This is a genomic window from Oleidesulfovibrio alaskensis DSM 16109, from assembly GCF_000482745.1.
Taxonomy (GTDB): domain Bacteria; phylum Desulfobacterota; class Desulfovibrionia; order Desulfovibrionales; family Desulfovibrionaceae; genus Oleidesulfovibrio; species Oleidesulfovibrio alaskensis.
This window is the reverse complement of the sequence record NZ_AXWQ01000007.1, coordinates 138,919-164,992: the sequence shown is the minus strand read 5'-3', so window position 1 is coordinate 164,992 and position 26,074 is coordinate 138,919. Positions and strand designations below refer to the sequence as shown.

The following is a 26,074-nucleotide window of genomic DNA, read 5'->3' as shown; positions in this document are numbered from 1 at the left end:
GTCAGTCCTTTATACCTTTACGGCGGCATGCGGGGCAAAGTCCGTACAGAAACATCCTGTGGCGGCTCAGTGTAAAGCCGGAACGCTCCGCCAGTTCCACCTGCCGGCGCTCTATGGTCTCATCCACAATTTCTTCTTTTCTGCCGCAGCGTGTGCAGATCAGATGATCATGATGGGGATGATCATACGCATGTTCGTACAGCGTCACCCCCTCGCCCATATCAAAGCAGTCTGCCAGCCCCGAGCGCACAAGCAGCTTAAGCGTGCGGTACACTGTGGCCTGCCCTATTCCCGGCTCGGTCTTTCTGACCTTGTGGTACAGATCTTCAGAAGAAAAATGTCCTTCCGTCTCCAGAAAGGCTCCCACTATGGTTGCCCGCTGCGGTGTCATGTTCTGCGAATTGGAAAGCAGATAATCCACAAAAGTCTGATACGCGTTTTTGCCGCTCAAGCTAGGCCTCCCCTGATTCGCTGTTCACAATGATCAGATCGGCCTGATCCACACGCAGAAAAAGCCGCAGCCCTTCATGGCTGCTCACAATGATACGGTCACCCGAAGACATTCTGTAGCTGGGAGCCTTTTCCACAGATTCCAGCCGCAGCGTGCCTCCTTCGCGGATATCCAGAAGAGCAATGGTCTTCTGTGCTCTTTCGCCGCCCAGAATGCGCCTGACCAGAAAAGGACTGCCTGCCTGTGCATTGACAAACTGGCACTCGATGTCTCCCATGACGCCCAGAATCTTGGCTGCCATGCCTTCAGGCAGGCGTATACGCCCTCTGCCTTCGACCACGGTCACGTATTCCATGGGCGGCAACCGGCGCAGCAGTTCTATTTCGTCGTCGTTCTTCAACCCCAGAGCGGCAAGTGCCGCCAGCAGGGACTCTCCGGCTGTCACCGCCTCGATGTGACCTTTATCACCCACATGCAGTTCCGGCAGCGGCAGCATGCGTCCGTCTTCCAGATGCACGATGACCTTGCCCCCCATGCCGCCGCTCAGCACCACTTCTCCGCGGGGACCGCGCACCCGCACGGTGTGCAGGGCCACTTCTTCGTCCAGACGGGTGATGACGCTTGAAGGAAACAGCCCCATGCGCGCAAGACGCCGCTCCAGCGAAGGGTCGGCAATACGCTGGATGACAAGTCCCGCACCACAAGGCGCGTTGGTCAGGCTGGAAATCATGCGACCCCCTTTACAGAATCATGCTGTGTCCGCACATGCCGTACCGATGCGGGCTTTCTGCCGCCGCTTGCCGCGGCATATCCCAGAATGCCCAGAGTACTCGCATTGTGCATGAACGCCGATGTGACGGGAGAAAGCCTGCCCGCGGCCGCCAGCAGAAGCACCGCGGAATTGATGCCCACAGCAGCCTGAAATGAACGCCGCAGAACATGCTGTGTATGTGTGGCAATGTCACGGGCAACAGCCAGCGCTTTCAGGTTGTCTTCCAGCAGCACCACCTGCGCCGCCTCGCGGGCCAGGTCGGCACCGCCCGGCATGCATATGCCCACATCGGCGGAAATAAGCGCCGGAGCATCGTTCACACCGTCACCCGCAAAGGCCAGCAGTCCCCCGCGGCTCTGCAGCCTGCGGACAATATCGGCCTTGTCATCGGGCTTCAGCTCCCAGTGCACTTCGTCGATGCAGCCGAGCTGCTCCGCTATGGCCTGCGCCGTATCTTTGTGGTCGCCGGTAAGCATGACAATGTTCCGGATACCGCGCTCTTTGAGCAGGGCAAGCGCTTCTGCGGCTTCGGGGCGCAGCTGGTCACGCAGGGCTATGACTCCTGCCAGAACACCCTGACGCGCCACATACAGCAACGATTTGCCCTGTCCCCGCAACCTGCGGGCAAATGAGGCCGCGGCAAAGCAATCCACGCCCTCGTCGTCTTCAAGAAAATGCCTGCTGCCCACAAGCACCTGCTCGCCCTGCACAAAGGCAGACACTCCGTGGGCCACAATAAAATCGACCTGACTGATGGGTGGCAGAGTCAGTCCCCTCTGCTGCGCTTCAGCCACCACCGCGCGCGCCACAGGGTGCGAATAATGCTCTTCGGCACCGGCTGCCAGCGCCAGCAGCTCGTGCTCGTCCATATCTGTCAGGGGAATGAGATCGGTAACTTTCAGGTTGCCTCTGGTCAGGGTGCCTGTCTTGTCAAAAACAATGGTGTCTATGCGGGCAAGGTTATCCAGCGCCTGAGAGCCCTTGAGCAGCACACCGCAATGTCCGGCGGTGTACATGCCCGACTTTACAGCCACCGGCGATGCCAGCTTGATGGCGCAGGAATAGTCAACGGTAAGCACGGAAGCAGCTCGGCGGATATCGCGCGTCAGGGCAAAAAGCCCCAGACCCAGAGCAAACGTCACAGGCACCAGCCTGTCCGCCAGCTCATCGGTCCGTGTCTGCGAAGAGGATTTGCTGCGCAGCGAATTTTCCAGAAAACGGCCGATACGGGCCATGCTGGTCTCGCCGCCCACGGTGCGGGCTATTATTTTAAGCCGTCCGTCCTCCACCACCGCACCGGAAAGCACATCATCGCCCGGACGGACATGTACGGGCAGTGATTCGCCGGTGATGGAACTCTGGTTGAGCGCGGCTTCGCCGTCCGCCACAGTGCCGTCCACCGGCACCAGTTCTCCCGCACCGCAGATAACGATATCACCCACGCCGAGGGAGCCGAACGGTACCTGAACCTCTCTTGCGTCCCGTTCTACCCAGACATGCTCCACTGAAGGCCGCAGCAGATTTTTCAGCAGGTCATTGGATTTCTGTTCCGTCCACTGCTCCAGATATTCACCCAGCCCCAGCATGGCCACTATGGCGTTGGCCGTTGAATAGTCCCTGCGCAGCAGCGAGAACCCCACGGCGGAAGCATCCAGAACCTCCACCTTGACTCCTTCCGTCAGCAGCGTGAGCAACCCGTCGTTAATGGTGCCCAGACCAAGCAGCCAGCTGAGCGGCGCCTTGATGTGTTCCGGCAGAAATGGTGTGAGCACCGCCGAAACACCCTGCGTCACCACGCCGGAAAGCGAAGCTTGCGCGGCGTGCCGCGCCCCCGCAAGATACGCTTCCGCGGGGATATCGCGCAGCACGCCCAGCACCCGCGTTCTGGTATGCGGATTGCCGTCATATTCCACCGTCATGGAAAACGCCCGCGGATTGATCCGCGCCTGCGTCACACCGGGCAAGGCTTCCACAACGGCCTGCAGATAGGCGACATCGAGCTCGGGGTCGTACAGCCGCCTGCTGCGCAGACGGATACGCCCCGGTATTTCATGCGCCACGCTGCAGTGTCCGCTGCATGCCGCAGAAGATTCCCTTGCATTCATGACTGTCTAGCCGCTCCTGCCGCGGGTCTTGTTATAAAGGCTCACATGCCACAGCGAAAAACCCACCAGCGCCGTACCGGACAGCAGGTGCACCCTGCGCGCGGCGGGTGTCCGGTCTGTGTTCATAAGTCCGGTGGCCACAAGGGCCCCCAGCGCAACCGCCATGCCGGTCTTTGCCAGCGTCTTCTTATTGCGCAGAACCACAGCGGGGGTCATCTCCGCACCGGTATAAGGTCGCGAACCGGCCATAGGGCTACTCCTTGTAGCTGAGCTCCGCTTTCACGTCCTGAATCTGTTCCTTTACCTCTTCCACCCCGCCCTGCACTGCCGACCATACTTTGACAGCACCGGAAATAATGGCCTGCCGCACTGAGGGGTTGCAGGCAACCAGAGCGACACCCGCTCCCAGTGCCAGCCCTTTCAGGTAGTCGGGGTTAGACACATTGACCCACGAAGACAGCCCGGAAGCGGGAGCGGCGGAAGGAGAGGAAGGAGAGGAAGGAACCGCCGCACCGGCGCCGTACTGCATGCCGGCCTGCGCCTGTGCATAGCCCTGCTGAGGCATCTGCCCGCTGTAATACGAACCGTCGGGAGCCTGACCGGCCTGAGGATACGGAACACGTTTATACTCGCTCATGGAATCACCTCGTTATTCTGTTCCGGCTGCATGCGTACCGGCGTTGTCAGCAGATGTTGCTTTCTTTTCGGCACCTTTTGCCGATGACTGCCTGCGGGGTCTGGCCGGAGTCTTTTTCTCCGCCGCATCGACAGCCGCGCAAACGGGCTGCTCCTCTGCGGCAGGACTGACGGCAGCCGGGCAGCATGATGTTTTCACGGGCCGCAGCAGAGAATCGAGAGCATATTTGGCCCCTGTGGCCACAAGAATGATACCCGCCAGCGAAGCAAACCCTGTCAGCCCCAGCGAACCGGCCACCGCCACGGCACCGCCGGTGGCAAGCCCCGTGGTGCCCGCCTCGCGGGCCACGTTCGTCACCGCCTGCTGCCGCGTGATGGTTCCTGCACGCACCTGCGCAGCCGAGCCGGCGGCTTCTGCCACTCCGCCCACCAGCGCACCCAGCAGACCGGCATTAAAAGCCGCACCTGCGGTCACTGTGGGTCTGTGCACATGTTTGCTCATTGCTGTTCCTCCTGCGGCTCTTCCGCGGCAGCCGCACCTGCGGCACCGCCGAAAACAGCCCCCAGCGTACCGGCCACTGCGTCTTTAACGTCCTTGTTGTTCAGCAGAAAAACAACCGCGGCTCCTACCAGAGCGCCTTTCCAGAAGTCGCCGCCCGAACCGCCAAGAAAACCCAGAATTTTTGAGCTGTCGGCTTTGCCTTCCATCAGGTCGTTCACCATGCCGTACATTTCGCCGAGACGGTTCTGGTCGTGATTAAGGCCCTCCGCCGCGGAAGCTCCGGCGGTGTTCATGCCTGCACCGGCCGCGCCCTGTCCGCCGTACATGCCTGCTTCCGGCTGCGGGGCGTATCCGCCCTGCGCCATGCCCTGCGCCATACCCTGCGGACCGTAATACATCTGCTGCCCGCCGTAGGGAGCACCCTGCACCGGCTGATAACGGGGCCCCTGTTCCTGTCCGGCATACCCCTGAGTGGGGCACTGCACCGGCACAAATCCGGCCTGAGGCCAGAACTGATACAATCCGCCCGGCTGCGGCCCGGCTTCCGGACGGAAACCTTCGGGCGCGGCCTGTCCGGCGCCCCATGCACCGGCTGCCGCACCGCTTCCGGCTGCGGAACCTTCCTGATACTTTTCAGACATGTTCATTCCTCCTTTATGTGTCAGGCAGCCTTCAGGCTGTCCTTCAGTTCCTGCATCAATGTCTCAAACCGCGCGCCGTCCTGCGTGCGGAATGCCTCGTCAAGCAGTGCGGGCCTGATGGCGGCCGCGTCATATTCGATGACAGCGGTGCGTGCCGCGGGGTTAACCCTGACATCGCGCACCGCGGGGGGCAGACCGCCAGCGGCGGCACCGTCGAGCAGCGGCCGGGCCTGAGGGTCTGAAAGCAGCGAAAGGCTGAACTTCACGCGCAGTCTGCCCGGAATATGATGCGCTATGCCGAAATGGCGCCGCAGCCGCATTATCAATTCAAGATCCATCTATCCGTCTCCTGCAGATGCCGCTTCTGCCGCGCTGCCCGGCAAATCTGACAGCGCCGGCGGCTCATGGCGCAGCAGCCGCGATGAATTGCCCAGCACGCCCAGCGTATGCACGATATGCAGCACACCGGCCATGACAGGCGAAAGAATACCCGCCGCGCCCAGTGCCGCACCCAGCAGGTTCGAACCGGTGGCAATCCAGAAATTCTGACGGATGACACGCATGGTGGCCGTGCTGAGGGAATACACATAGGTAATTCCCTGCAGATCATCGGTCACAAGTGCGATATCTGCCGCTTCTATGGCCACTTCAGACCCCATGGCTCCCATGGCTATACCCACATCGGCCCCGGTAAGCGCCAGCGCATCGTTTATGCCGTCACCGACCATCAGCACAGAGGCTCCCTGAGCCTGCAGTTTTTCCACAATAAGAGCTTTTTCTTCCGGCATGACGGAGGCATGCACCTCTTCGATATCCAGTCTGGAAGCGAGTTCCGCCGCCGTGTTCTCCTCATCGCCGGTCACAAGGACAACCCGCCGCACTCCGCATGCTTTCAGGCGCTGCACCACGGCACGGCTTTCCGGACGCAGCTGGTTATCAAAGCCCAGAAGACCCAGAATTTCACCGCCGCGCACCACATAGAGCACCGTCAGCCCTTTTTTGCGCAGCACGGACGCCCTGCGGGAAACCTTGCCGGTGGCCACGCCGAACTGCTCCAGCAGCTTTCGGTTGCCCACCAGCACCTCGTCTCCGCCGATTTCCGCCCGCATTCCCTTGCCCAGAAAATATTCGCATACGGCGTGCGGTTCCGGCTGCAGCCCCCTGCGCTCCGCTTCGGCCTTTATGGCCTGCGCCAGCGGATGGTGGTTGTGCATCTCGACGGACATGGAAAGACGCAGCAGCAGGTCTTCAGGCTGTCCGGCCGCGCCCGCGGTGTTTTCAGAAGCAAACACAACCATGTCGGCAAGCACCGGCGCTGTGCCGGTCAGAGTGCCTGTTTTATCAAAGCAGACCACATCGGCCTTGCCTGCCTCTTCCAGATAACGGCCGCCCTTGATCAATATATTGCGGCGTGCAGCGGCGCTCATGGCCGCACTGACCGCGGTGGACGCCGCAAGCACCGTTGCACAGGGGCAGGCCATCACCAGCATGACAGTGAACGCCCGCCATGCGCTGCCGGTGAATACAAATGTGGCCGCCGTGGCGGCAAATCCCAGCTTTACCAGACGGGCTGCCAGCCTGTCCGCGGCGCCTTCGATGGGTGCCCTGTGCTCCAGTGCGTCTTCCACCCGCCGCAGCATGCGCGCCAGATAGGTGCGGTCGCCCACGCAACGCGCCCTGACGTAAATTACTCCCTGACGTACAAAAACACCGGCCAGCACCTCGTCTCCCACCGTGCGCGGCACAAAATCCGGCCTGCCGGTTATGGGTGATTCGTCAATCAGGGCTTCACCGTCCACTATTTCGCCGTCGACACAAATTTTTTCTCCGGTATGGAACACCACCACATCGCCGCAGCGCAGCGAGGCCACATCCGCCTCAACCTCCACACCGTCCACCAGCACAAACGTATGGTGTGTCGTCACCGTAAGAATATCAGAGATGGATTTGCGCGAACGCTCCGTGATCCATGCCTTGAGCAGGTCCGCACCGGAATTTATCCACAGCACCTCCAGCGCGGTGACAGCTTCTCCCGCAGCCACGGCAGCCACGCAGCTGGCACCTAAAAATGCTTCAAGCGTAAACCGCCGCTGGCGTATCTGCCTGTACGCCTGACGGAACAACGGCACGCAGGCAGCAACGGTCACAAGCCCCAGCGGACTGAAGGCGGTGACGGCAAGGGGCAGCCCCAGCACTGTCCGGCGCACAAAAACGCCGCCCATCAGCGCGCTGAGAACAGCGAACTTACGGGCGGCGGGACGCACGGGATCGCATCCGGTACGCGTTGTCCTGCAGGCAACACCCCCGCATAAGCCGGAGGCACAGGCAGGCTCGCACACCGGCTGCCGCGCAGCGTGGTTCTGCGCCATCACGGCTTCAAGGCCGGCTGTCACATCGTGCACCGACATCTGTGCCGGTACGAAAAACACCACAAGGCTTGAACAGGCCGTATTGGCGCGCACATGCTCTATGCCGTCGTACTGCAACATGGCACTGCACACGGAATCTGCCAGTATGTCATTACGGCGCAGTGCCTGCACATAAAAACGCACACGCCCCGCAACACTATGTTTTATCCGGACTCTATTTTTCACAGTTATCCTATGCTGCATATGCGATAATACTGTCAACGCAGGCCATTGGCTTTCATTCTCATGGCTGACCTCAGTTATCGACTGTGCTTTAAAGTCCCATCACCTGCAGAAACTGCTGCCGCACCACCCCGCAGGCAATATGGCTGCGGGTGGCCTGCGTCAGCTCAAGGCAGCCCGAAATATCAGCCGGAGCGCTGTCATAGGCATTTTTAAGCACCACCTCGAACCGTGCGCGCAGCTCCCTGAATGACTCCTCGACCTCCGGATACTGCTGTTCTTCCCGCCAGGGCAGACGCAGTCTTCCCGTTGCTTCGCCACGCTTGTGGTCAGGCGTATACAGTCTGTACACGCCCGGCTGCCGCCCCGCACGCTCATGGGTTCCGGGCAGACAATGCGGCTCCCATTCGCAGGGCGGACAGGGGATGGAACTTTCCATAAGCACCTGCGGCACCGCCAGTTCACGTTCGAACGGTTCCAGCGTGATGCTGTAGCAGAGCTCGGGCCGGTAATTCCCCCGTTTTTTAACAATACGCCATTCGATAATCATGCAGGCTCTCCTAGTGCATGTGAATTATATCGCCGAAAGGAACAGACCTTTCCTGCCCGCCGGTCTGCACCCACAGCACAGGATAAGGCGGCTCGTCCTCCGGAAAATGCATGCACTCAAGGTCGGTGAGATATACAAGACAGGAAGGCAGATATCCCATGGTATCCACATGGCGGAAGACGGGACGGTAATCTGTTCCGCCGCCGCCTTCCGGCGCCAGACTGAGCGGCAGGTCCTGCCTGCCGCACACCTGTTCTCCTGTTATCTGCGTATCGCAGAAAATGACACGCACGGTGGTTTCGTACTGCTCCAGCAGCGACGAAAGCTCCGCAGCGAAAAGGTCAAGTTCACGGGGGGCGATACTGCCCGACGTATCAATGGCAAGTATCACCTCTGCCAGACTGACCTGCGCCAGCGACGGCAGGTACATGCCCATGTGCACATGCCTGCGGCTGGGCGGAAACCATGTATAATCGTTGCGGGCACGGTGCTGCAGAAATCTGTCGAGAAGCATGCGCCAGTCCAGTGAAGGTGCAAGCACCGTGCGGACAAGGCGTTCAAGCCCGCCGGGCAGATCACCGCTGCCGCGGGCCTGCTCCGCCGCCTGCGCCAGTGCCACCAGCCAGTTTTCATCAGCGGGGGGCGTACCCGCGGGACTCGACGATCCGCTGTCCGAAACGGCATCGCGCACCTCGCCCGAACCGCCGGGGTCCCCCTGCGACGCATCATAGTCGTCACCGGTATCCTGTGGCAAAGGCTGAACCTCTGCCCCGTCGCCCTGCTCTGCACCGGCTCCTTCATCACTGCCGGAAGATTCTTCACCGTCGCCGGTCTGCGCCTGTGCGGCAGCGCCTTCATCCGCCTGCGTCTCTTCCTTTTCGGGACCGTCGGCGGCGTTATTGTCTCCGCGCATGCCGTCGCCCCCCATGCCCGCCGAAAGCTCGGCATAAATCGCTTCGGCACTCAGCCCGCGATACCGTGAATCATCAAGATATCCGGGCGGAAGCGTGATGCCGGCATCTGTCAGCACCCAGTTGATGGCATAGTCACAGGCCCTGTTCCACAGGTCGGCATCACGTCTGCCGCGGCGCATATGGTGCTGGCAGGCAGGATGCATCACCGTATGCGCCAGCAATCCCTGCAAAGCGGCGTCGGACAGTCCTCTGACATAGTACGGATTAAAAGCCAGACGCGTACCGTCAGTCCATGCGGTGCGGCAGCGGATGTCAGGCTCCGGATTCATTCTGAGGCACAGTGTTCCGAAAAAGGGATGGGCCATGACAAGCCGTATGCGGGCTTTGACCATACGCGCACGGCACTCTGCCACGGCTGCGGAATATGACATACAGGCCCCTTAAAAAAGCACCTGCGCATTGGCAGTGGCCCAGCGGGTGAAGGCTCCGGAATCGAGCACGGCTTTGTCACGCGCGGCCGCTCCCCGCACCAGCAGCACGCCGAACTCTGCAGGCAGTCTGGAAGCGTAGCGCACCAGCCCGTCCATGGTCGCGGGGTTCATGGCCCGTGCCAGCGCCTCGCACAATGCATACAGCACGGCCGGTTCTTCGGGCACCGGAGCCGAGTCGGGCGCCGCAAGCACCGCTTCCGGTTCGGGCAGGTCGCGGCACAGACGGCAGAAACCGGTAAATTCGGCTGCCGCACCTTCTCCTACGGTACCTTTAAGCAGGGCATACTCCAGTGCCTCCTCCGGACGGCTCTGCACTATACGGCCGGCGTATTCCCATGTTCTCGGCGAAGGAAAAGCCTTTTCCGGTCCGGACGGATCAAAACAATGCAGCAGGGACGGCCGGAAACGGATAAACGCCACCAGTTCTTCGGGCATGTTTTCCTGTTGCGCCCACGCTATCCAGTCCTCCACCGAAGGCTCGAAATCGAGATGGACAAACCTGTTGGCAAGGGCGGAAGGCATTCTGTGCGTGACCGCCCTGTCAGACTCGCGGTTACCCGCGGCAACAACAGTCCACCCCGCGGGCAGTTCGTATTCACCCAGCTTTCTGTCCAGCACCAGCTGATAACAGGCCGCCTGAACAAGCGGCGGTGCCGCGTTAAGCTCGTCCAGAAAAAGAATGCCGCTGCCGCAGCGGGGAAGAAACGAGGGCGGACACCAGCGGGCCACATCATCCTGCCCTATCTTGGGAATGCCGCGCAGATCCACAGGATCGAGCAGAACCGCCCGCAGGTCCACCAGTTCGCGGCCGAGCAGGCGGGCTGTCTGGGCCACAATCTGACTTTTTCCCACTCCGGGGGCACCCCATACAAAGGCGGGCTGCCCGAGAGGAACAAGCAGCTCCAGAGCCTTTTTTATTTCCGTAGGACGCATTGCGCCTCCTGACTATAAATTTCATTTTCAACTGAAGAACACACGGCGACCTCAAAGGCGGACGTTCTTCTTTCAAGACTGATATTGAAAACCAATCTCAGAGTCAACCCGAAGATACGCCCGTGCAGATGGTGCCCGCGGCAAGACCATTGCGGGTATTACGCTAAAAACGTCTGTGCCGGGCTGCAGGTGCAGGCATGCGGACGGCATATGCATGACTGCGGGCGGTACGCGTACACAGCCATACTGCCGCCAGCACAAAACATGACAGGATGCTGCAGGCACATACCACAGTTCCGGAATGCTGCAGGCAGACCGCACAGCCTCCGCACCCGCCGCAAAGCTCTCCTGCCATGCCGGACGGCCACGTCCGCTGCACCGGAGCATCTGAAAAAGCCGGAAAGAACTCTGACACCGTGCGGAGTTGCGCCTGCACAGCGGGGAGAAGAAAACGGCGTGCCATGGCGCATAGTGTACAGCACAGTGCGCAGCGTACGTTGCAGCACGCCTGCCGGACAACGCATCCGGTCAGACTGCCGCACCACGAAAAAAACCCCGCCGGTTACCGGCGGGGCTTGTCACAGTCCGCATGCAAAACCGCAGCTAGTATGCACCGCTGCGTTTAATAACCACCCACAATGTGCGTGAAAGCACATGCAGATCCATCCACACCGACCAGTTGCGTGAATAATAGGTATCCAGCATCACACGCTCTTCATATGTCGTGTCATTGCGTCCGGATATCTGCCACAAGCCTGAAATGCCCGGCAGAGTGCGCTTGTACAGTTCAAACGCCTCGCCATAACGCGGTACTTCCGCATCCACTATGGGCCGGGGCCCCACCAGACTCATTTCACCACGCAGCACATTAAGCAGCTGCGGCAGTTCGTCCAGACTGGTACGCCGCAAAAAGCCGCCAATGGCGGTTATACGCGGATCACAGCGCAGCTTCTGATTTTCAGCCCATTCTTCGGCCAGTTCGGGGTGCTGCGCCAGATGCTGCTGCAGCACCGTATCCGCATTGCACACCATGGTCCGGAACTTGATGATTCTGAAGTGTCTGCCCCACCGTCCGATGCGCGGCTGTGAATAAAAGACCGGTCCGCCCCCTTCCAGACGCACCGCGGCGGCCAGCACCGCCATGACCGGCAGCAGCACGGGCAGCGCCAGCATGATGACCGTCAGGTCCAGTGCCCGCTTAAGCCGCTGGCGCACAGGGTCGAGCAGTTTGGTCTGCATCTGGAAAAAAAGCACACCCCCCACATCGCGCACCTGAACATTAAGTGCATCGAAAGCCTTGGGCGGCATGACCAGCGTCCGCTCAAACAATTCCTCGATACGCAGCACCTCGTCGGAAAAAAACAAATCGCGACTTTCAGGCGTGCACACCAGCATGGGCTGCGGTCGCATGGCGGCGTACTCTCTCAGCGGCTGCAGGCGGTCATCGCCTGCATCATCGGGCTGCACCGTGCCAAGCACGCTGATCCCCTGCCGCCGGTCTTTACTGAAGCGCCCGGCCAATGTGTCGGCGTCGGCTCCTGCCCCCCATATCACGGCGGGAATCCCCCACCACGGCCGGCGTGAAAACCGCCGGCGCACGGCAATACGGCAGAACGGCACCAGAATGACCGACCCCAGCCATCCGCCCAGCATCACCAGACGCGAAAATTCTTCACTGGCTTTGAAAAAAAAGGTGGTGGTGATGAGAAAGAAGAAAATCAATGTGGTACCCAGTGTTAGGCTTTTCAGTTCCTCATGAGGAGCCACCAGTACTCCGGGATAAAGCCCGCGCATGGCATATGCCGCCAGAAAAAACACCACCACCGGCGCACACCGCAGATAAAAGGAAAGATGAAACTGCCCGTCAAACAGATACCGGACCACCACAGCGGCCCCGATGGCGCAGACCAGTGCAAAGATATCCGATGCCAGCATCAGCAGCGTCATACGCATGCCGGAAGTCATCAGCCGGCAACAGCCCTGCAGCGTACATCCCTCATTCATGGGGCACAGCCTCCCCGCGGGTGCACCTGCCGGCGGAAACCACCGCTCCCATGATACACCCGAACATCATAAGTCCCATGGCAAGCCACCATGTCCGGTAAAAATTATGGCCGAACACACCGGTTCCGAGATATGCGGCAAACCCCGCCCACAACAGACCGGCCATACGCCAGTAGCGGATTTCATCCACGTCTGCCGCACGGACACCTTTCCATACCCGGATGCCGCACCAGATAAAACCTATACCCGCCAGAACACCGGCAAGCAGCAGAAAACCCGCAATGCCGCCATCTGAAAGAAACTGTACAAAAATACCATGCGGATGCGGAATGGTGTTGTCATTGATGACAAGCGTTATGCCCATGCTGTTAAACGCCGGATTGAAAGTGCTTGCTCCCGTGCCGAACCACATATGCTCGCGGAAGATACGCCATGCCGCTTCCCACAGCTCCCAGCGGCCGTCACGCAGCGCGGTGGACAGACGGATTCTGTCCGGCCCTGCCAGCAGCAGAATACCGAGCAGCACAGGCGGCACCATCAGCAGCCTGCGGTGCACACGCAGACAGAGCACGGCATAGCAGTATAACGCACCGGCAAGCCCCAGCATGGCGCTGCGCGTCTGCGACATGACCAGCACAAAAAACGGAGGGACGGAAACAGCGGCCACAAACAGGCTGCGCCACCGGACGGACAGGCTTCGGGGCAGAGCCCAGAACGTGAGCAGTGCCGGCACCATGGCGATGGCCAGATAATTGCCCACGCGGTATGTCCCCATGGACCCTGTCAGTCTGCCGTCAACAGTTACGGGGGTACCCTTGACCAGATCGTATCCCGTCACAAACTGCCATATGCCGTCGGCCCCCTGCCCGAATACTGCCAGCAGCAGACACACGCCCGCCGTGCGCATGTCACGGGGCGACCTGATGCATTCCAGTCCCATGAAAAAAAACACAAGAGATTCATGCAGAATATGTCGTGTGTAGCCGAAGCTGTGCCCCGGCCACTGCGAAAAAATCGTCGCGGCAAACGGGTAGAGGAAAAAAACTGCGAAAATCCAGCGGAACGGCAGACGGGCCAGATTGGAACGGGCATACCCGCCGGTGTAATACGCCGCCAGCAGAACAAGTCCGGCAACACCGGCACCCACCTGAAACGCCTTGCCCAGCGGAAAAAGCAGACAACCGGCAAAAAAAACAACACGCAGCAGGGCATACGATTGCGCCACAATCTTTTCCTGCCCGAGCCAGACTTTCAGCCGGCGCAGAGCAGACGCGGAAAAAGCGGCAGCGCGTGCCCAGCCCCCTTTCCGGCACAAAACATGTCGCATATCAGACGAACCGGTCTCTTGCATCGAAGACTCCAACAGTCGGGTATAACGTTCAGCGCACTAGCATCTATAAGACTTTTTGTATAGTCCGCACTGGACTCACATCATCACAACCGGTATATATGCTTTGTGAAAACTGCACTTGTACATTACTGGCTGGTCAACAGACGCGGGGGGGAGCGGGTTCTTGAAGAACTCTGCCACATGTTTCCCCATGCGGATATCTACACGCATATGTACGACCCCGCGCAGTTCGCGTCTTCCGTCATTACCCGCCACCGCATACACACATCGTTCATCGGGCGTCTGCCCCGCGCGCGCAGACTGTACCAGTACTACCTGCCGCTCATGCCTCTGGCTCTCGAACAGCTGGACCTGCGCGGCTATGATCTGGTCATTTCCAGCGAATCCGGACCTGCCAAAGGAATAATAACCTCGCCTGACACACTGCATCTGTGCTATTGCCACAGCCCCATGCGGTATGTGTGGGACATGTATCACGACTATATGGAGCAGAGCGGCCGGATAAAGCGTCTTTTAGCTGCACCCGTGATGCATTACCTGCGCCTGTGGGACAGAGCATCAGCAGACAGGGTTGACCGCTTTGCCGCCAATTCGCAGTACGTAGCAAAACGCATTGACAAATGCTACAGGCGGGCAAGCCGCATTATACATCCTCCTGTGAATGTAAAACAGTTTTCATACTCTCCACAACGCGACGATTTTTATCTGTATGCCGGCGAACTGGCACCCTACAAGCGGCCCGAGCTTGCCGTGCAGGCCTGCAACGCGCTGGCAAAACCCCTTGTCGTCATAGGCGGCGGCTCCATGGAACCGATGCTGCGCCGCATGGCCGGCCCTACGGTGCACATCATGGGGCGCCAGCCGGACAACGTACTTGCAGACCACTACTCCCGCTGCAAGGCACTCCTTTTTCCCGGAACGGAAGACTTCGGCATCATACCGCTGGAAGCCATGGCTTCAGGCGCTCCTGTCATCGCCTACGGCAGAGGCGGCGCGCTGGAAACGGTGCAGGACAACCGCACGGGACTGTTTTTCGGGCAGCAGACCGCGCAATGTCTGGCAGAAGCCATCAGCCGCTTTGAATCCAGCGGGGTGGACTTTTCAGCCGCTGACATCGCCGCACATGCTGCCGCATGGGATGCCCCGTTTTTCCGCACCCGTATGGAAAAACTTATCGGCGACGCCCTGTCCGGCACAGTCTGGTAACCCTGCCGCACCCTACCGGCCGCAAATAAAAAAACGCCGTATCCTTTTACAGGATACGGCGTTCAATGCACATCAGACAGCATCCGGCATTACAGCCCGACCTACTGTCAGGGCCGCGCATCAGCAGCCGGGCATAATCCGGCCGCTCTGCGGCGCACCAGTTCGGCGCGCAGGGTTTGCGCACGCACCAGCGTAAATGCTTCCGCAGGGCACACCTGCATACAGGCCGGACCTTCCGGACGGTCCGTGCACAGCTGGCACTTGGACGCCCTGCCGCCCCGCACCTCAATGGCCCCCACCGGACACGCCACCATGCACATTTTGCAGCCGATGCACAGCCCGCTGTCCACGGTGACCACGCCCTCCGCCATCCGTATGGCTCCGCGCGGACAAATTGCCGCACAGGGAGCATCGGCGCATTGCCGGCACTGCACCGGCGCTGTAACCGCAGCTTCCGCCACCAGATGCAGCCGGGGGCTGAATACGGCTGACTGTCCCCCGGGGGCAAACACGGACTGACCTGCCGCCGCCGCGGCACACGCCACCTCGCACGCGGCACACCCGATGCACCGGTGCGGGTCCGCCACAATAAAAGCATTCATCTTAGCCTCCCTAACGCGTCTGGCCGTAAACAGTATGCAGCAGACTGTGCGAAACATGGCCCAGAGGTTCGCCCAGAAACTCACGGTACAACGCCTGCACCTGCGGATTTTCATGCGATTTGCGGCAGGCAAGCTCGGCATCGTGGCGGTACAGCGCCGCCTTGCGCGCGGCATACACCTCATCCCGCTGAAAAGGCAGCAGCACTTTGGGCTGGCCCCCGCCGCTTATGCAGCCCTGCGGGCAGCACATCACCTCCACAAAATTCACATCACAGGTACCCGCGCGCACGGCTTCCAGCAGCGGACGCACATGCTGCAATCCGGCCACCACAGCCACGCGGAAGGTGCGGCCGTCCATGGTCAGGGTTGCGTGCCGGATTCCTTCGCCGCCCCGCACATACACCAGTTCCGTGCAGGGCACGGGTTCTCCGGTCACCAGTTCATAGGCAGTACGCAGCGCGGCTTCCATCACTCCGCCGGTCAGTCCGAAAATGTTCCCGGCACCTGAGTAGCTGCCCAAAGGCCGGTCAAACGGCTCGTCGGGCAAAGCGGCAAAATCTATGTGCGCCTGACGCAGCATGGCCGCAAGCTCGCCGGTGGTCAGCACCGCATCCACATCACGCACCCCGTCATGCTCCATCCCGGGTCTCTGCGCTTCTGCCTTTTTGCAGGTACAGGGCATCACCGCCACGCTGAAAACCTGCCGCGGGTCCACACCGTCCAGCTGCGCCCCGTACGACTTGAAAACGGCTCCGGCCATCTGCTGCGGAGACTTGCAGGATGAAAGATGTTCCAGCAGGTCGGGGAACTGCTGTTCGGCATAACGGACCCATGCGGGGCAACACGACGTGAACATGGGCAGCGGTCCGGCGCCTTCCATACGCTGCAGCAGCTCACTGCCCTCTTCCATTATGGTCAGGTCGGCTGCAAAATTGGTGTCGTAAACCCTGTCGAATCCCAGCCTGCGCAATGCTGCGGCCAGCCTTCCGGGGGTCAGCGCCCCCGCAGGCATACCGAACTCTTCGCCGATGGCAGCACGCACGGCTGGCGCACACTGAACCATGCTGTGGCAGCCTTCTGCCAGACGACTGGCCACCCGCGGTGCATCCCCCGTGTGCCATGCGGCAAAAAGCGGTGCTGCCTCCGAAACAAAAAGGCCTCTTTCCCGCTTCTTTTCGGCAATGCAGGCAGGGTGCTGTTCGTAAAAAGAGGCAAAAGCACTGCACTGCTGCACGCACTGCCCGCACAATACGCAGACATCCTCTCTGATACTGTGCGGCGTCCCCTGCACCCCTTCCACCGCCCCCACGGGGCAGACATCTTTGCACCGGCCGCAGCCCGTGCATATATCGCTGTCAATGCGTATCACATTCTGCTGTCCATTCATGACCTTCCGTCCTCCGGATGCAATGCCGTCACGTATTTTGCCAGTCCGGCCGCAGCCTGCGCGCAGCGTCTGCGGCGCAGATCACTCACCGCGGCCATGCGCAAAGCGCCGCAGGGGCAGGCCTGCACACACGCCGGTCCTGCCTGCCTGCCGGTGCACATATCGCATTTGACGGCCACCATGACCGGAGAAACCGTGCATACACCCCCGTCCTCTGTCTGCACGGTCTGCATGACGGCACGACCCTGCGCGTATACAGGCACCAGTTCCACGGCGCCAAACGGGCAGGCCAGCATACAGGTCTTGCAGCCCACACAGCGGGCCTCTTCCACCACCAGTGCGCCGTCCTTACGTCTGATGGCACCTGCGGGGCAGCTTGCAGCGCAGGGGGCATCCTCGCAGTGACGGCACTGCACAGGGGCTGTGGCCAGCGGCGTGCGCACCAGATACAGACGGGGAAGCAACGGGCTGTCCAGATTGCCGGCCACGGGGTGTTCCTTGCCTGTAGCGTTGTGCGCCACGGCGCAGGCCACCTCGCACACGCGGCAGCCTATGCAGCGCGAGGCATCTGCCACCACAAAATCACTCAACTGGGATTGCATATTTTCTCCGGTGTTCCGGCAGGATGCACCGCCGGTTCGGAATAGTGTTTCTGAGCAGCCGCCACCGGCCGCCGTTCGGCGGTATCCGCCGGACAGGGGCCCTGCCGGTCTGCTTTTTCCACGCGCACCGAACATATTTTCAGTTCCGCGGTGCCTGTTTCAGGGTCTGCCGCGCTGTTGGTCAGCACGTTGCCGCAGCTTTCGCTGTAGTGGAATGTGACAAAGACCAGACCGCGCATGGTTTTTTCGGTCACATGCACCCGCGCGGTCATACTGCCCCGGCGCGAAGTGAGCCGCACCATATCGCCGTCGGCTATTCCCAGAGGCGCCGCATCGTCAGGATGCAGCTCCACCTGCTCTTCAGGGGCCACGCCGTTCAGCCCCCAGCAGCGGCGGGTCATGGTGCCGGTATGATAATGGGCAACAACCCTTCCGGTGGTCAGCATCAGCGGATACGCGTCATCCGGCAGTTCCGCCGGTTCACGGTGCTCCACGGCAAGAAAAGCCCCCCGGCCGCGCATAAATGCGTTCCGGTGCAGCACCGGCGTGCCCGGATGATCAACATCCGGGCAAGGCCACTGCAGGCCGCCCTTTTCCAGACGGGCATAGGTTATGCCTGCGTAACTGGGGGTCAGCGCCCGCATTTCGTCAAATATTTCCTCCGGCGAACCATACTCCGGCCCTGCCCCCATACGGGTCAGAAGCTCGCTGAGTATCTGCCAGTCCGGGCGGCTGCCGCCTGCGGGGGGCACCGCCCTGCGGATGCGCTGCACCCTGCGTTCGGTACTGGAAAACGTGCCGTCCTTTTCGGCAAAGGACGCTCCCGGCAGCACCACATGCGCCTTTGCGGCTGTCTCGGTAAGAAAAATATCCTGCACCACCAGAAACTCCGCAGCGTCCAGACAGTGTTCCACATGGCCCACATCAGGATCGCTGCGCATGGGATTTTCACCAAAAACATACAAAGCCCGCACAGTGCCGTGTTCCAGCCCGTGCAGCACGTCAGGTATGCGCAACCCCGGCTTTCCGGGAACTTCTCTGCCCCACGCGGCCGCAAAGCGCTCACGCACGGCAGGGTCGGTCACACGCTGGTACGCGGGCAAAACATCGGGCAGGGCACCCATATCGCATGCGCCCTGCACATTGTTCTGTCCGCGCAACGGATTGACCCCTGTACCCGGCCGCCCCGCATTACCGGTAAGCAGCGCGATGTTGGCCACGGCGCGCACATTGTCCACGCCGGAGGTGTGTTGCGTGATGCCCATGGTGTAATAGGTGGAGACGTTGGCGGCGCAGCCCAGAATGCGTGCCGCGGAGCGGATGTCGTCCGCCGGTACGCCTGTGATTGCCGATGCCTTTTGCGGCGTGCAGCGCAGCACGGTTTCGCGGAACGCCGCATATCCTTCGGTGCGCTGCGCGATGAATGCCTCGTCGGCAAGACCTTCGGAAATAATCACATGAGCAATGCCGTTCAGCAGCGCCACATCAGTGCCGGGACGCAGACGCAGCCACACCGCGGCGTGCGCCGCAAGCGTAACAGCGCGCGGGTCGGCCACCACCAGACGGGCCCCCTGACGCACGGCCTGAAGCATATTGGCCCCTATGACCGGATGGCATTCCGTGGTGTTTGTACCCACGGCAAAAATCACATCGCCGGCCCCCATGCTCTCCAGTTCATCAATGGAATTCGTCATGGCTCCGCTTCCGAATGCTGCGGCCAGACCGGCCACGGTGGGAGCGTGTCAGAGACGGGCGCAGTGGTCGACATTATTGGTGCCGACGGCCGCACGCATGAACTTCTGCATCAGATAATTTTCTTCGTTGGTACAACGGGCGGAACTGAATCCTGCCACGGCATCGGGCCCGCTCTGACGGATAATCTCTGAAAGCCGCGATGTGATACAATCGTAGGCTTCTTCCCAGCTGCAGGGCACCAGCCGGCCATCCCTGCGGATAAGCGGAGTTTTCAGCCGGTCACCATGGTGAATGAAATCAAAGCCGAAATGCCCCTTGGAACACAGCCTGCCTTTATTCACCGTGTTGCTGACGGCCGGACGGACTCCTGTCACAGTATCGTCATGCACCTGAAGGTAAAAAGCGCACCCTGTACCGCAGTAAGGACACGTTGTTAATACTTCTTTCATCTTTTACCACCTGTACGCAGTATGCCGGAAAGCAGTAACTGCATTCCGGCGTTGCTGTTGCATTCCGTAGCAGCCGCATTTTACACTTGGCTTACGGACACGCCTGCCTTACTCCCGTACAGATAAAAAGGACAAGTCATTTTTATGCATTGTAAAAAACTGCTGCATGAACACAGTTCAAGCATGCACTCACGCCATTCATCTTGACTATCAATCATAAAGTACATGTGTGTTTACGGCAAAAAATAAAGGTAACGCCGGTACAGACGCCATCAGGTACCGCACGCACGGATACTGCTCTATGCCGTGACGGACTTGCGTGCCGCATATAAAAAGGGCGGCACAGGCGTCTTTACAGCCCGCGCCGCCCGGGAAGGCCGACTGGATAGATATAAAAAAATCAGACCGCGCTTTGGGACTGCGCAGGGCAGCCATGGCAGGCAGCCCCCCGCACTATGCCCGGCAGGGCGACAAAGAGTGTCTGCAGCGCCGCCGGAAGCAGAAACGTGACCGTATGCGCGGGAACACAGAACAACGGAATGGTTTTGTGCAGCACACACCGGCCGCACCGACCGCACTGGCCGCCACTGTCACATCGGCTTTACACAGCATGCCACTCCGTCCGCAGTTCTATGAAAATGCGGCCGCGACTGATGCCGCGGCCGCTGAATGTCAACAGGCCGGACAGAGTGCCTCCGTCAGCCGTTGCAGCTGTTGTCATGGACACAGGCCCGCAGTATGTCCGCCCGCAGCCTGCCTTCTATGTACACAGCCAGTGAAGAGACAGCCCTGTCGCATACGGAAAACACCGGCACTCCGCCGGCCAGCACCTGCGCCCGCATGGGGTCGAACAACCTGCCGCCGTCCACCACGCCCACCACGGGCTTATCACTGCAGGCAGCCACCTGTATGATGCGGCGTGTCACGGCACCTTCTTCATGAATGGAAAAATCCGGCACATCGGGACTGTCCAGCGTGTGCACCGCGGGTGACAGCGGGTCAAGTCCGATGACAACGGCGTCCACAGCGGGGTCTGCCGCCAGCAGGCGGGCCACTTCGGCGTGCACTTCGTCATCGGCGGCGGGATTGATGTCCAGCGGGTTGGTTACCGTAACCAGCGCATCAAGTTTTTTGCCACGCAGCAGTTCGCTTATGGCTGCCACTGTTGAAGCGGAAAACGACGCCAGTTCCATGCGGTAATCGTCGGACTGGATGGAGTCCGCCATGCCCACGGCCTCAAAGCCCGCTCCGCTCACAGCCGCCAGCCGGGTGCCGCGCACTTTTTTGCCGTACAGCTTCTCCGCCAGCAGAAAAAGCTCCTGAAACTCGGTAAAGGTGCGGGCAACAATGGCTCCGGCCTGACGTACGCAGCTTTCGCAGACCATATAATCGCCGGCCAGCGAAGCAGTGTGTCCGCTGGTGGCGCTGCGGCCTTCCGGCGTGCGCCCGGCCTTGTAAAAAACAACTTCCTTTCCGGCTATGACAGCTTCGCGCACAGCGCGGCAGAATGCCAGCCCGTCAAGATCATTGAATCCTTCGGCGTATACAGCGATGACATCCACCGCATCGCTGTCCTTGAAATATGTGACCATGTCTCCCAGCGTCAGGTCTGTCTGGTTGCCCATGGATATCATATAGGCGGGTTTCAGTTCGGGGCACTGGCTGCTGCGGTGCAGCATGAACGCGCCGCTCTGGCTGACAAGCGCGGCCCTGTGGCAGGTGCCGCTTCTGTCCTTGGGCAGTTTCTGCTCCGGAATGAACCATGTATCATACCGGCCCGGACGGGAAACCACCCCCATGCAGTTGGCGCCCAGAAACACCGGCCCGCCGTCGCCCCTGCCGTGTTCATCGTTGATGCGCGCTATGACGCGCGCCGCACGTTCACGGCTGTTTTCTGTTTCACCCATGCCGCCGGGTATGAGCATAACACTGTGGGCAGCCCCCAGTCTGATGATCTCATCCACCATATCGGGCACCTGCTGTGCCCCCACAGCCACTACAAACAGATCAAGCGCATTCTGCGGCGCCACCTTGCCGCCTGCCGCATCAAGCCCCAGCGCGGCCAGTTCCGGCAGCACGCGTACGCCTTCCTGCGTATCGCCCGGAGCAGCACCGGGACGGAACACCGTGACGTTTTCAGCCCCGAAACCTTCGTTGAGCACGTTTTCCAGAATAATACGCCCGAAATTGCGGCGGGAAGCTGAAACACCGGCAATACCGATCGACCGCGGGTGCAGCAGTCTGTCTATTTTTGCCACGGGCCGGACGTTGGCCGGCTGTGCCGGTTCACTGAAACGGCACAGGCCGTCCAGCGGCACCATCAGGTAATCACTGAATGCAAAGGGATTTATTTCCAGCTCATCAATGACAAAAGGCGCTTGCGGGTTGGCGTCGGAAAAATAACGTGCCATGCGGATGAACGACCCGAAGCATTCCACCAGCTGTTCATCGGTGACAATGCGCTGCTGTCCCCGTGTCAGACCGGCCAGCTTGCGATACGAAATGGTTTTGCGGAACAGCTCGAAAAAAGCATCCTCGTCCGTCAGCTGGGTGGACGCGGCCACAACGGCCTGCCCTTTGCGGAAGCGCTCGGCATACAGCTCGGTATCCGTACCGCCCAGACCGGCGCTTATCACAGTTCCGAACTCGCGCGTGCGCCGCAGGCCCACAATAAGTTCATTGCCGAACGCACCGGAATCCGGCGGCATGAACTGTACCTGCAGTACCCCCTTCAGGTCTCTGCTGATGGCAGCCTGTAATGTTTCTCCGCGCAGGCCTCTGTACGGCAGCGGGGCATGGTCGGGGTCGCGTTCTATGCAGGCGGCAAAATTCTCCGGCACTTCATACAGCATGCGCCGCATGGCGGAGCGGATGCGGTCCGGCGTTTTTTCCACAATGCGCACTCCGCCCACTTCGGTCTTATGCACAATGGCGGGCGAGACAATCTTGAGCACGGCCCTGTCTCCGGGAATGGCCATCAGTTCCTCGTCCGAGGGTCTGGCCCCGCGGGGAATCAGATTCGCCCGCGGCGGGGTTTCCGCTCCGGAACTGGCAAGCAGGGTGTAGACCTCGTACTCATACAGAAAATCACGGCCTTCTTCCCGCGCGGTGCGGAACAGATCCGTTATGCGCGAATAATCAATGGGAATGGTCATGCTCATGCGGAGGCTCTTTCAAATTTTTTACAGTGTGTTGCGGGGTAAAAAAAGGCCCGAAGCGTCACACTCCGGGCCTTGGTATCACATGGGCCTACACCAGTGTGCGCCCCTGCAGAAAGGCGGCGTGGTTCAGTGTCCATACCGCGGGACGGGGGCTGACTTTTTTAAGCGCCTGCAGCCATACCTCAACGGGGAAGGCGTCAAACGGCGACAGCCTGCTGAGCGCACCCAGCATGACCACGTTGGCGCAGCGGCCGCGTTCGTCTCCCAGTGCAAGGGCCATCTTCAGCACGTCGATACGCACCACGTTGCAGCCCGAAAGCAGCTCGTCAATGGCCTGTCTGGTGGGGTATTTTTCCGGGTCGAAGCCCTGCGGCACAATGACGGTTTCCGCCAGCAGAACAGTGCCTTCGGGGCGCAGCATATCAAGAAAACCGGGGCGCAGCACTTCGCTTTGCTCCATGACGATAAGCGCATCAGCCGTACCCGGCACAAACTGGGTGCTGTGCACGTCGCCGCAGGCAAATGTGGAAATGACGGGACCGCCCATCTGGGCCATACCGTGGGTTTCGCCCTTCAGGATATTCTTTTCGCCGTAACCGGCGATGAACGCCATCTGCGCCAGCGCCTTGCCGAAGAACAGGTTGCCCTGCCCGCCCACACCGCGGATCCCGAGGCTGAGACGAGCGGGACGCTGGGCATCGGTAAGCACAGGCACATCGATATGTTCAGGAGCTTCGGGCAGTACGGGCTTTTCGGCACAGGCGCCGGTGCTGCATTCGGTATCCACCGCTATGGCACCCTTGGGGCACATCTGCAGACAGGCCGGAGTCTTGGAAACGCAGCCGGTGCACAGGTTGTTCCAGAAAGGCACACCGTTTTCATCAGGCTGAATGCCCGAGCAGATATTGCACGCGCCGCACTGTACGCATTTTTCGGTATCCACGATAAGCTTCTGGCCGTAATCGGCTGCGGGTACCTTGCGGATACAGGTGCCGCGGATGACAAGCGTGGTAAAGGTGCCGTCTTCCGCGGCTTTCAACGCTGCCCTGAGCCCTTTGCGCACGCTTTTCATGTCGTATGCGTCGATGAGCGCCACTTCCGCCCCCTGCGCCTTGAGCGATGCCACAAGATCAAACCGTGTGGGGTCGCCCGCAAGGTTGACGGGAGAAGTAGGACCGGGCTGACCGCCGGTCATGGCTGTCCATTCGTTGTCCAGCACCACCTTTACACCGGCCACGTTGCGGAACACGGCATTTCTGGTGGCATCCATGCCACTGTGGCATTCTGTGCCGTCGCCCAGCAGGCTGATGCATTTGCTCACCGATTCGGGCTTGGAAAGAACATAGCCGGTACGCTTGCTTTCGCTGGCGCCCATGGCAAGGCCTGTATCAAGCGCACCCAGAAAATACAGCAGCGTATTACAGCCTATGTCACCGAAAACGGCTTCAATCTCGCCTTTGCGCTTCATACGGGCAACCACTTCGCCGAACAGGCGGTACGGGCATCCGGCGCATATCATGGGCGGACGCGGCACAGGCGCAGCCTGCGGACGGGGAGCCGCCGCGGCCTGCTGGCCCAGAAATGCCGCAATGCTGGCAGGCGTCCATTCCGTCACGTTGCTGTATTCTTCCTTGCCGGTCACCTTCAGACCTGCGGCACCGCATGCTTCCTGAATAAAGCGGTAGCCGTCCTCGATGACAAACACTTCGCCTTCGATGGATTCGCAGAAATTGCGGATTTTTTCCATGGGCAGCGGGTTGGTGAATCCCAGCGAGAGGATATCGATGTCGTTGTCGAACAGCGCCCGGTACTCATCCATGTACATGGAGTTGATGCCGTGGGTGATGACACCGCGCTTGCCCGAACCTTTGATATGCACATTGAGGGGGCTCTGCTCCACCATTTCCAGCAGACCGGGCATGCGTTCGGCCATAACTTTGTCGTAGTTGGCGCGGGCAAACACGGGCAGAGAGTTCTGCAGCCGCAGCGGAGACACCGGAGCAGGCTCGCGGGAAGTGACGGGCATCATGCGCACGAGGCCTTCGCTGTGGCACAGCACGCCGCTGGGCTGGATAACCACGGGCGTATTGAACCGGCGGGCTATTTCCACCGCCACCAGCGCCGACTCGTGCAGTTCCTGATGGGTTCGCGGCTCGAAAACGGGAACAAAGCAGCTTTTGTACAGGTAGCGGGGGTCGATGACGTGCTGCGTGGAACTGGGTGTATAGTCGGCGGCCACATAAAATATCAGCCCGCCGCGGTCAGCGGTATAGGTGGCCACGCTGGTGAATATGTCACCCGCCTGATACAGGCCGGGTATTTTCATGGTCACGACGCAGTCGCGTCCGGCCAGAGAATGTCCGTGCCCCACACCGGCGGCCACGGCCTCGCTGACGGACCATCCCACGGCGATCATGTCCTGCACCTGCGAAAGGCCTTTATCTATCACTTCGGAACTGGGTGTGCCGGGATAACCGTCCGCGGCATGGATGCCGGCGCGCACGCAGCCCACGGCAAAAGCGATGTTCCCCTGAAGCACGGCAGAGTTGCCGGCCTCGTCCCTACACAGTTTCTCAATGGGATTCACGGTTTATCCTCCGGAAAAATAAGTTCGCTCTCCTGACTCCTGTCGGGGAACCTGCCGCCACAATGCTGCAGATAGGGCGGCTGAGAACCGCCCCTGTCTTCCTTTTGCGCCTGCTGCTCCAGCCATGCGGCAAAGCTGCGCACATGAGGCGGTTCCAGCACCAGACACCGGCTCAGCGGAACGCCGTCAAGCTCCAGCACGGGAACACTGTCGGCGTATCCCTGCCGGGCTATGGCCAGATAACAGGCAACTTCGGTGACATTGGCCGAAACAACGCCGCCGCGCAAGTCCCGAAACACATGCCGGCCCAGCTCGCGACGCAGCATATCCGCCGTGGCCCGGCACCGGCGCGGGTCTGGGTCATACAGCGTCAGCCGGAAAGGACGCGAAAATCCGGAGCCGCCGCGCATCATGCCCCTGCCCGGCGACCGCAGTAAAAAACCG

General features: G+C 60.5%; 22 protein-coding genes. 1 reads left to right on the top strand and 21 read right to left on the bottom strand.

Features of this window, described 5'->3' with window-relative positions:
- Position 1 precedes the first annotated feature (1 nt).
- The 14 genes from H586_RS0107455 to H586_RS18570 all read right to left on the bottom strand — a co-directional run bounded on the left by H586_RS0107455 (position 2) and on the right by H586_RS18570 (position 13,815).
- On the bottom strand, positions 2 to 451 hold the full coding sequence (locus tag H586_RS0107455) for a transcriptional repressor (protein ID WP_027181733.1): 450 nt from the start codon (positions 449 to 451) through the stop codon (positions 2 to 4).
- 1 nt (position 452) lies between these two features.
- On the bottom strand, positions 453 to 1,181 hold the full coding sequence (locus H586_RS0107450; RefSeq protein ID WP_011366618.1) for a FeoA family protein: 729 nt from the start codon (positions 1,179 to 1,181) through the stop codon (positions 453 to 455).
- Positions 1,178 to 3,328, bottom strand: coding sequence for a heavy metal translocating P-type ATPase (locus tag H586_RS0107445; RefSeq protein WP_027181732.1), 2,151 nt, complete (start codon positions 3,326 to 3,328; stop codon positions 1,178 to 1,180). Before H586_RS0107445 ends, H586_RS0107450 begins: the two co-directional genes overlap by 4 nt.
- Before the next feature lie 6 nt (positions 3,329 to 3,334).
- Positions 3,335 to 3,577, bottom strand: coding sequence for a hypothetical protein (locus H586_RS0107440; protein ID WP_027181731.1), 243 nt, complete (start codon positions 3,575 to 3,577; stop codon positions 3,335 to 3,337).
- 4 nt (positions 3,578 to 3,581) lie between these two features.
- Positions 3,582 to 3,965, bottom strand: a complete 384-nt coding sequence (locus H586_RS0107435; RefSeq protein ID WP_155891361.1) for a YtxH domain-containing protein — start codon at positions 3,963 to 3,965, stop codon at positions 3,582 to 3,584.
- A gap of 12 nt (positions 3,966 to 3,977) precedes the next feature.
- Positions 3,978 to 4,466, bottom strand: coding sequence for a magnetosome protein MamC family protein (locus H586_RS20005; protein WP_011366614.1), 489 nt, complete (start codon positions 4,464 to 4,466; stop codon positions 3,978 to 3,980).
- On the bottom strand, positions 4,463 to 5,107 hold the full coding sequence (locus H586_RS0107425; protein WP_011366613.1) for a hypothetical protein: 645 nt from the start codon (positions 5,105 to 5,107) through the stop codon (positions 4,463 to 4,465). Before H586_RS0107425 ends, H586_RS20005 begins: the two co-directional genes overlap by 4 nt.
- Before the next feature lie 20 nt (positions 5,108 to 5,127).
- On the bottom strand, positions 5,128 to 5,445 hold the full coding sequence (locus H586_RS0107420) for a cation transporter (protein WP_011366612.1): 318 nt from the start codon (positions 5,443 to 5,445) through the stop codon (positions 5,128 to 5,130).
- Positions 5,446 to 7,701, bottom strand: a complete 2,256-nt coding sequence (locus H586_RS0107415) for a heavy metal translocating P-type ATPase (RefSeq protein WP_027181729.1) — start codon at positions 7,699 to 7,701, stop codon at positions 5,446 to 5,448.
- Between the two features lie 88 nt (positions 7,702 to 7,789).
- Positions 7,790 to 8,248 (bottom strand): hypothetical protein, encoded by a 459-nt coding sequence (locus tag H586_RS0107410; RefSeq protein WP_027181728.1) that lies wholly within the window; start codon positions 8,246 to 8,248, stop codon positions 7,790 to 7,792.
- Between the two features lie 10 nt (positions 8,249 to 8,258).
- Positions 8,259 to 9,593 carry a vWA domain-containing protein gene (locus H586_RS0107405; RefSeq protein ID WP_027181727.1) on the bottom strand — a complete coding sequence of 445 codons (1,335 nt, stop codon included), beginning with the start codon at positions 9,591 to 9,593 and terminating at the stop codon, positions 8,259 to 8,261.
- A 9-nt stretch (positions 9,594 to 9,602) separates the two neighbouring features.
- Positions 9,603 to 10,586: an AAA family ATPase gene (locus tag H586_RS0107400; RefSeq protein ID WP_011366605.1), complete on the bottom strand. Its 984-nt coding sequence runs from the start codon at positions 10,584 to 10,586 to the stop codon at positions 9,603 to 9,605.
- 603 nt (positions 10,587 to 11,189) lie between these two features.
- Positions 11,190 to 12,590, bottom strand: a complete 1,401-nt coding sequence (locus H586_RS0107390; RefSeq protein ID WP_051363920.1) for a sugar transferase — start codon at positions 12,588 to 12,590, stop codon at positions 11,190 to 11,192.
- Entirely contained in the window at positions 12,583 to 13,815 is a 1,233-nt protein-coding gene (locus H586_RS18570; RefSeq protein ID WP_162147962.1) for an O-antigen ligase family protein, read from the bottom strand. The genes H586_RS0107390 and H586_RS18570 overlap by 8 nt, the downstream gene beginning before the upstream one ends.
- A gap of 231 nt (positions 13,816 to 14,046) precedes the next feature.
- Between H586_RS18570 and H586_RS0107380 the strand changes: the two genes are divergently transcribed.
- On the top strand, positions 14,047 to 15,147 hold the full coding sequence (locus tag H586_RS0107380) for a glycosyltransferase (protein ID WP_027181724.1): 1,101 nt from the start codon (positions 14,047 to 14,049) through the stop codon (positions 15,145 to 15,147).
- Between the two features lie 107 nt (positions 15,148 to 15,254).
- Here the strand turns inward: H586_RS0107380 and H586_RS0107375 are convergent, their stop codons facing one another.
- From H586_RS0107375 to H586_RS0107330, 7 genes are all read right to left on the bottom strand, one after another.
- Entirely contained in the window at positions 15,255 to 15,749 is a 495-nt protein-coding gene (locus tag H586_RS0107375) for a 4Fe-4S dicluster domain-containing protein (protein ID WP_027181723.1), read from the bottom strand.
- Between the two features lie 10 nt (positions 15,750 to 15,759).
- Positions 15,760 to 17,136: a [FeFe] hydrogenase, group A gene (locus tag H586_RS0107370; protein WP_027181722.1), complete on the bottom strand. Its 1,377-nt coding sequence runs from the start codon at positions 17,134 to 17,136 to the stop codon at positions 15,760 to 15,762.
- Entirely contained in the window at positions 17,133 to 17,738 is a 606-nt protein-coding gene (locus H586_RS18565) for a 4Fe-4S dicluster domain-containing protein (RefSeq protein WP_034618801.1), read from the bottom strand. Before H586_RS18565 ends, H586_RS0107370 begins: the two co-directional genes overlap by 4 nt.
- A complete protein-coding gene (gene fdhF / locus H586_RS18560; protein WP_081701797.1) occupies positions 17,723 to 19,882 on the bottom strand; it encodes a formate dehydrogenase subunit alpha in 2,160 nt (719 codons plus the stop codon). Before fdhF ends, H586_RS18565 begins: the two co-directional genes overlap by 16 nt.
- 698 nt (positions 19,883 to 20,580) lie before the next feature.
- On the bottom strand, positions 20,581 to 23,037 hold the full coding sequence (locus tag H586_RS0107340) for an acetate--CoA ligase family protein (protein WP_027181719.1): 2,457 nt from the start codon (positions 23,035 to 23,037) through the stop codon (positions 20,581 to 20,583).
- 94 nt (positions 23,038 to 23,131) lie between these two features.
- Complete coding sequence (locus H586_RS0107335; RefSeq protein ID WP_027181718.1) at positions 23,132 to 25,630, bottom strand: 2-oxoacid:acceptor oxidoreductase family protein; 2,499 nt, start codon at positions 25,628 to 25,630, stop codon at positions 23,132 to 23,134.
- Positions 25,627 to 26,043: a hypothetical protein gene (locus tag H586_RS0107330; protein ID WP_027181717.1), complete on the bottom strand. Its 417-nt coding sequence runs from the start codon at positions 26,041 to 26,043 to the stop codon at positions 25,627 to 25,629. Before H586_RS0107330 ends, H586_RS0107335 begins: the two co-directional genes overlap by 4 nt.
- Positions 26,044 to 26,074 lie beyond the last annotated feature (31 nt).

Bases quoted from the DNA above. Each gene is read 5' to 3' on its own strand.
- H586_RS0107450 (WP_011366618.1), bottom strand. From the start codon at position 1,181: ATGATTTCCAGCCTGACCAACGCGCCTTGTGGTGCGGGACTTGTCATC.
- H586_RS0107445 (WP_027181732.1), bottom strand. From the start codon at position 3,328: ATGAATGCAAGGGAATCTTCTGCGGCATGCAGCGGACACTGCAGCGTG.
- H586_RS0107440 (WP_027181731.1), bottom strand. From the start codon at position 3,577: ATGGCCGGTTCGCGACCTTATACCGGTGCGGAGATGACCCCCGCTGTG.
- H586_RS0107435 (WP_155891361.1), bottom strand. From the start codon at position 3,965: ATGAGCGAGTATAAACGTGTTCCGTATCCTCAGGCCGGTCAGGCTCCC.
- H586_RS20005 (WP_011366614.1), bottom strand. From the start codon at position 4,466: ATGAGCAAACATGTGCACAGACCCACAGTGACCGCAGGTGCGGCTTTT.
- H586_RS0107425 (WP_011366613.1), bottom strand. From the start codon at position 5,107: ATGTCTGAAAAGTATCAGGAAGGTTCCGCAGCCGGAAGCGGTGCGGCA.
- H586_RS0107420 (WP_011366612.1), bottom strand. From the start codon at position 5,445: ATGGATCTTGAATTGATAATGCGGCTGCGGCGCCATTTCGGCATAGCG.
- H586_RS0107410 (WP_027181728.1), bottom strand. From the start codon at position 8,248: ATGATTATCGAATGGCGTATTGTTAAAAAACGGGGGAATTACCGGCCC.
- H586_RS0107405 (WP_027181727.1), bottom strand. From the start codon at position 9,593: ATGTCATATTCCGCAGCCGTGGCAGAGTGCCGTGCGCGTATGGTCAAA.
- H586_RS0107400 (WP_011366605.1), bottom strand. From the start codon at position 10,586: ATGCGTCCTACGGAAATAAAAAAGGCTCTGGAGCTGCTTGTTCCTCTC.
- H586_RS0107390 (WP_051363920.1), bottom strand. From the start codon at position 12,590: ATGAATGAGGGATGTACGCTGCAGGGCTGTTGCCGGCTGATGACTTCC.
- H586_RS0107375 (WP_027181723.1), bottom strand. From the start codon at position 15,749: ATGAATGCTTTTATTGTGGCGGACCCGCACCGGTGCATCGGGTGTGCC.
- H586_RS0107370 (WP_027181722.1), bottom strand. From the start codon at position 17,136: ATGAATGGACAGCAGAATGTGATACGCATTGACAGCGATATATGCACG.
- H586_RS18565 (WP_034618801.1), bottom strand. From the start codon at position 17,738: ATGCAATCCCAGTTGAGTGATTTTGTGGTGGCAGATGCCTCGCGCTGC.
- H586_RS0107340 (WP_027181719.1), bottom strand. From the start codon at position 23,037: ATGACCATTCCCATTGATTATTCGCGCATAACGGATCTGTTCCGCACC.
- H586_RS0107330 (WP_027181717.1), bottom strand. From the start codon at position 26,043: ATGATGCGCGGCGGCTCCGGATTTTCGCGTCCTTTCCGGCTGACGCTG.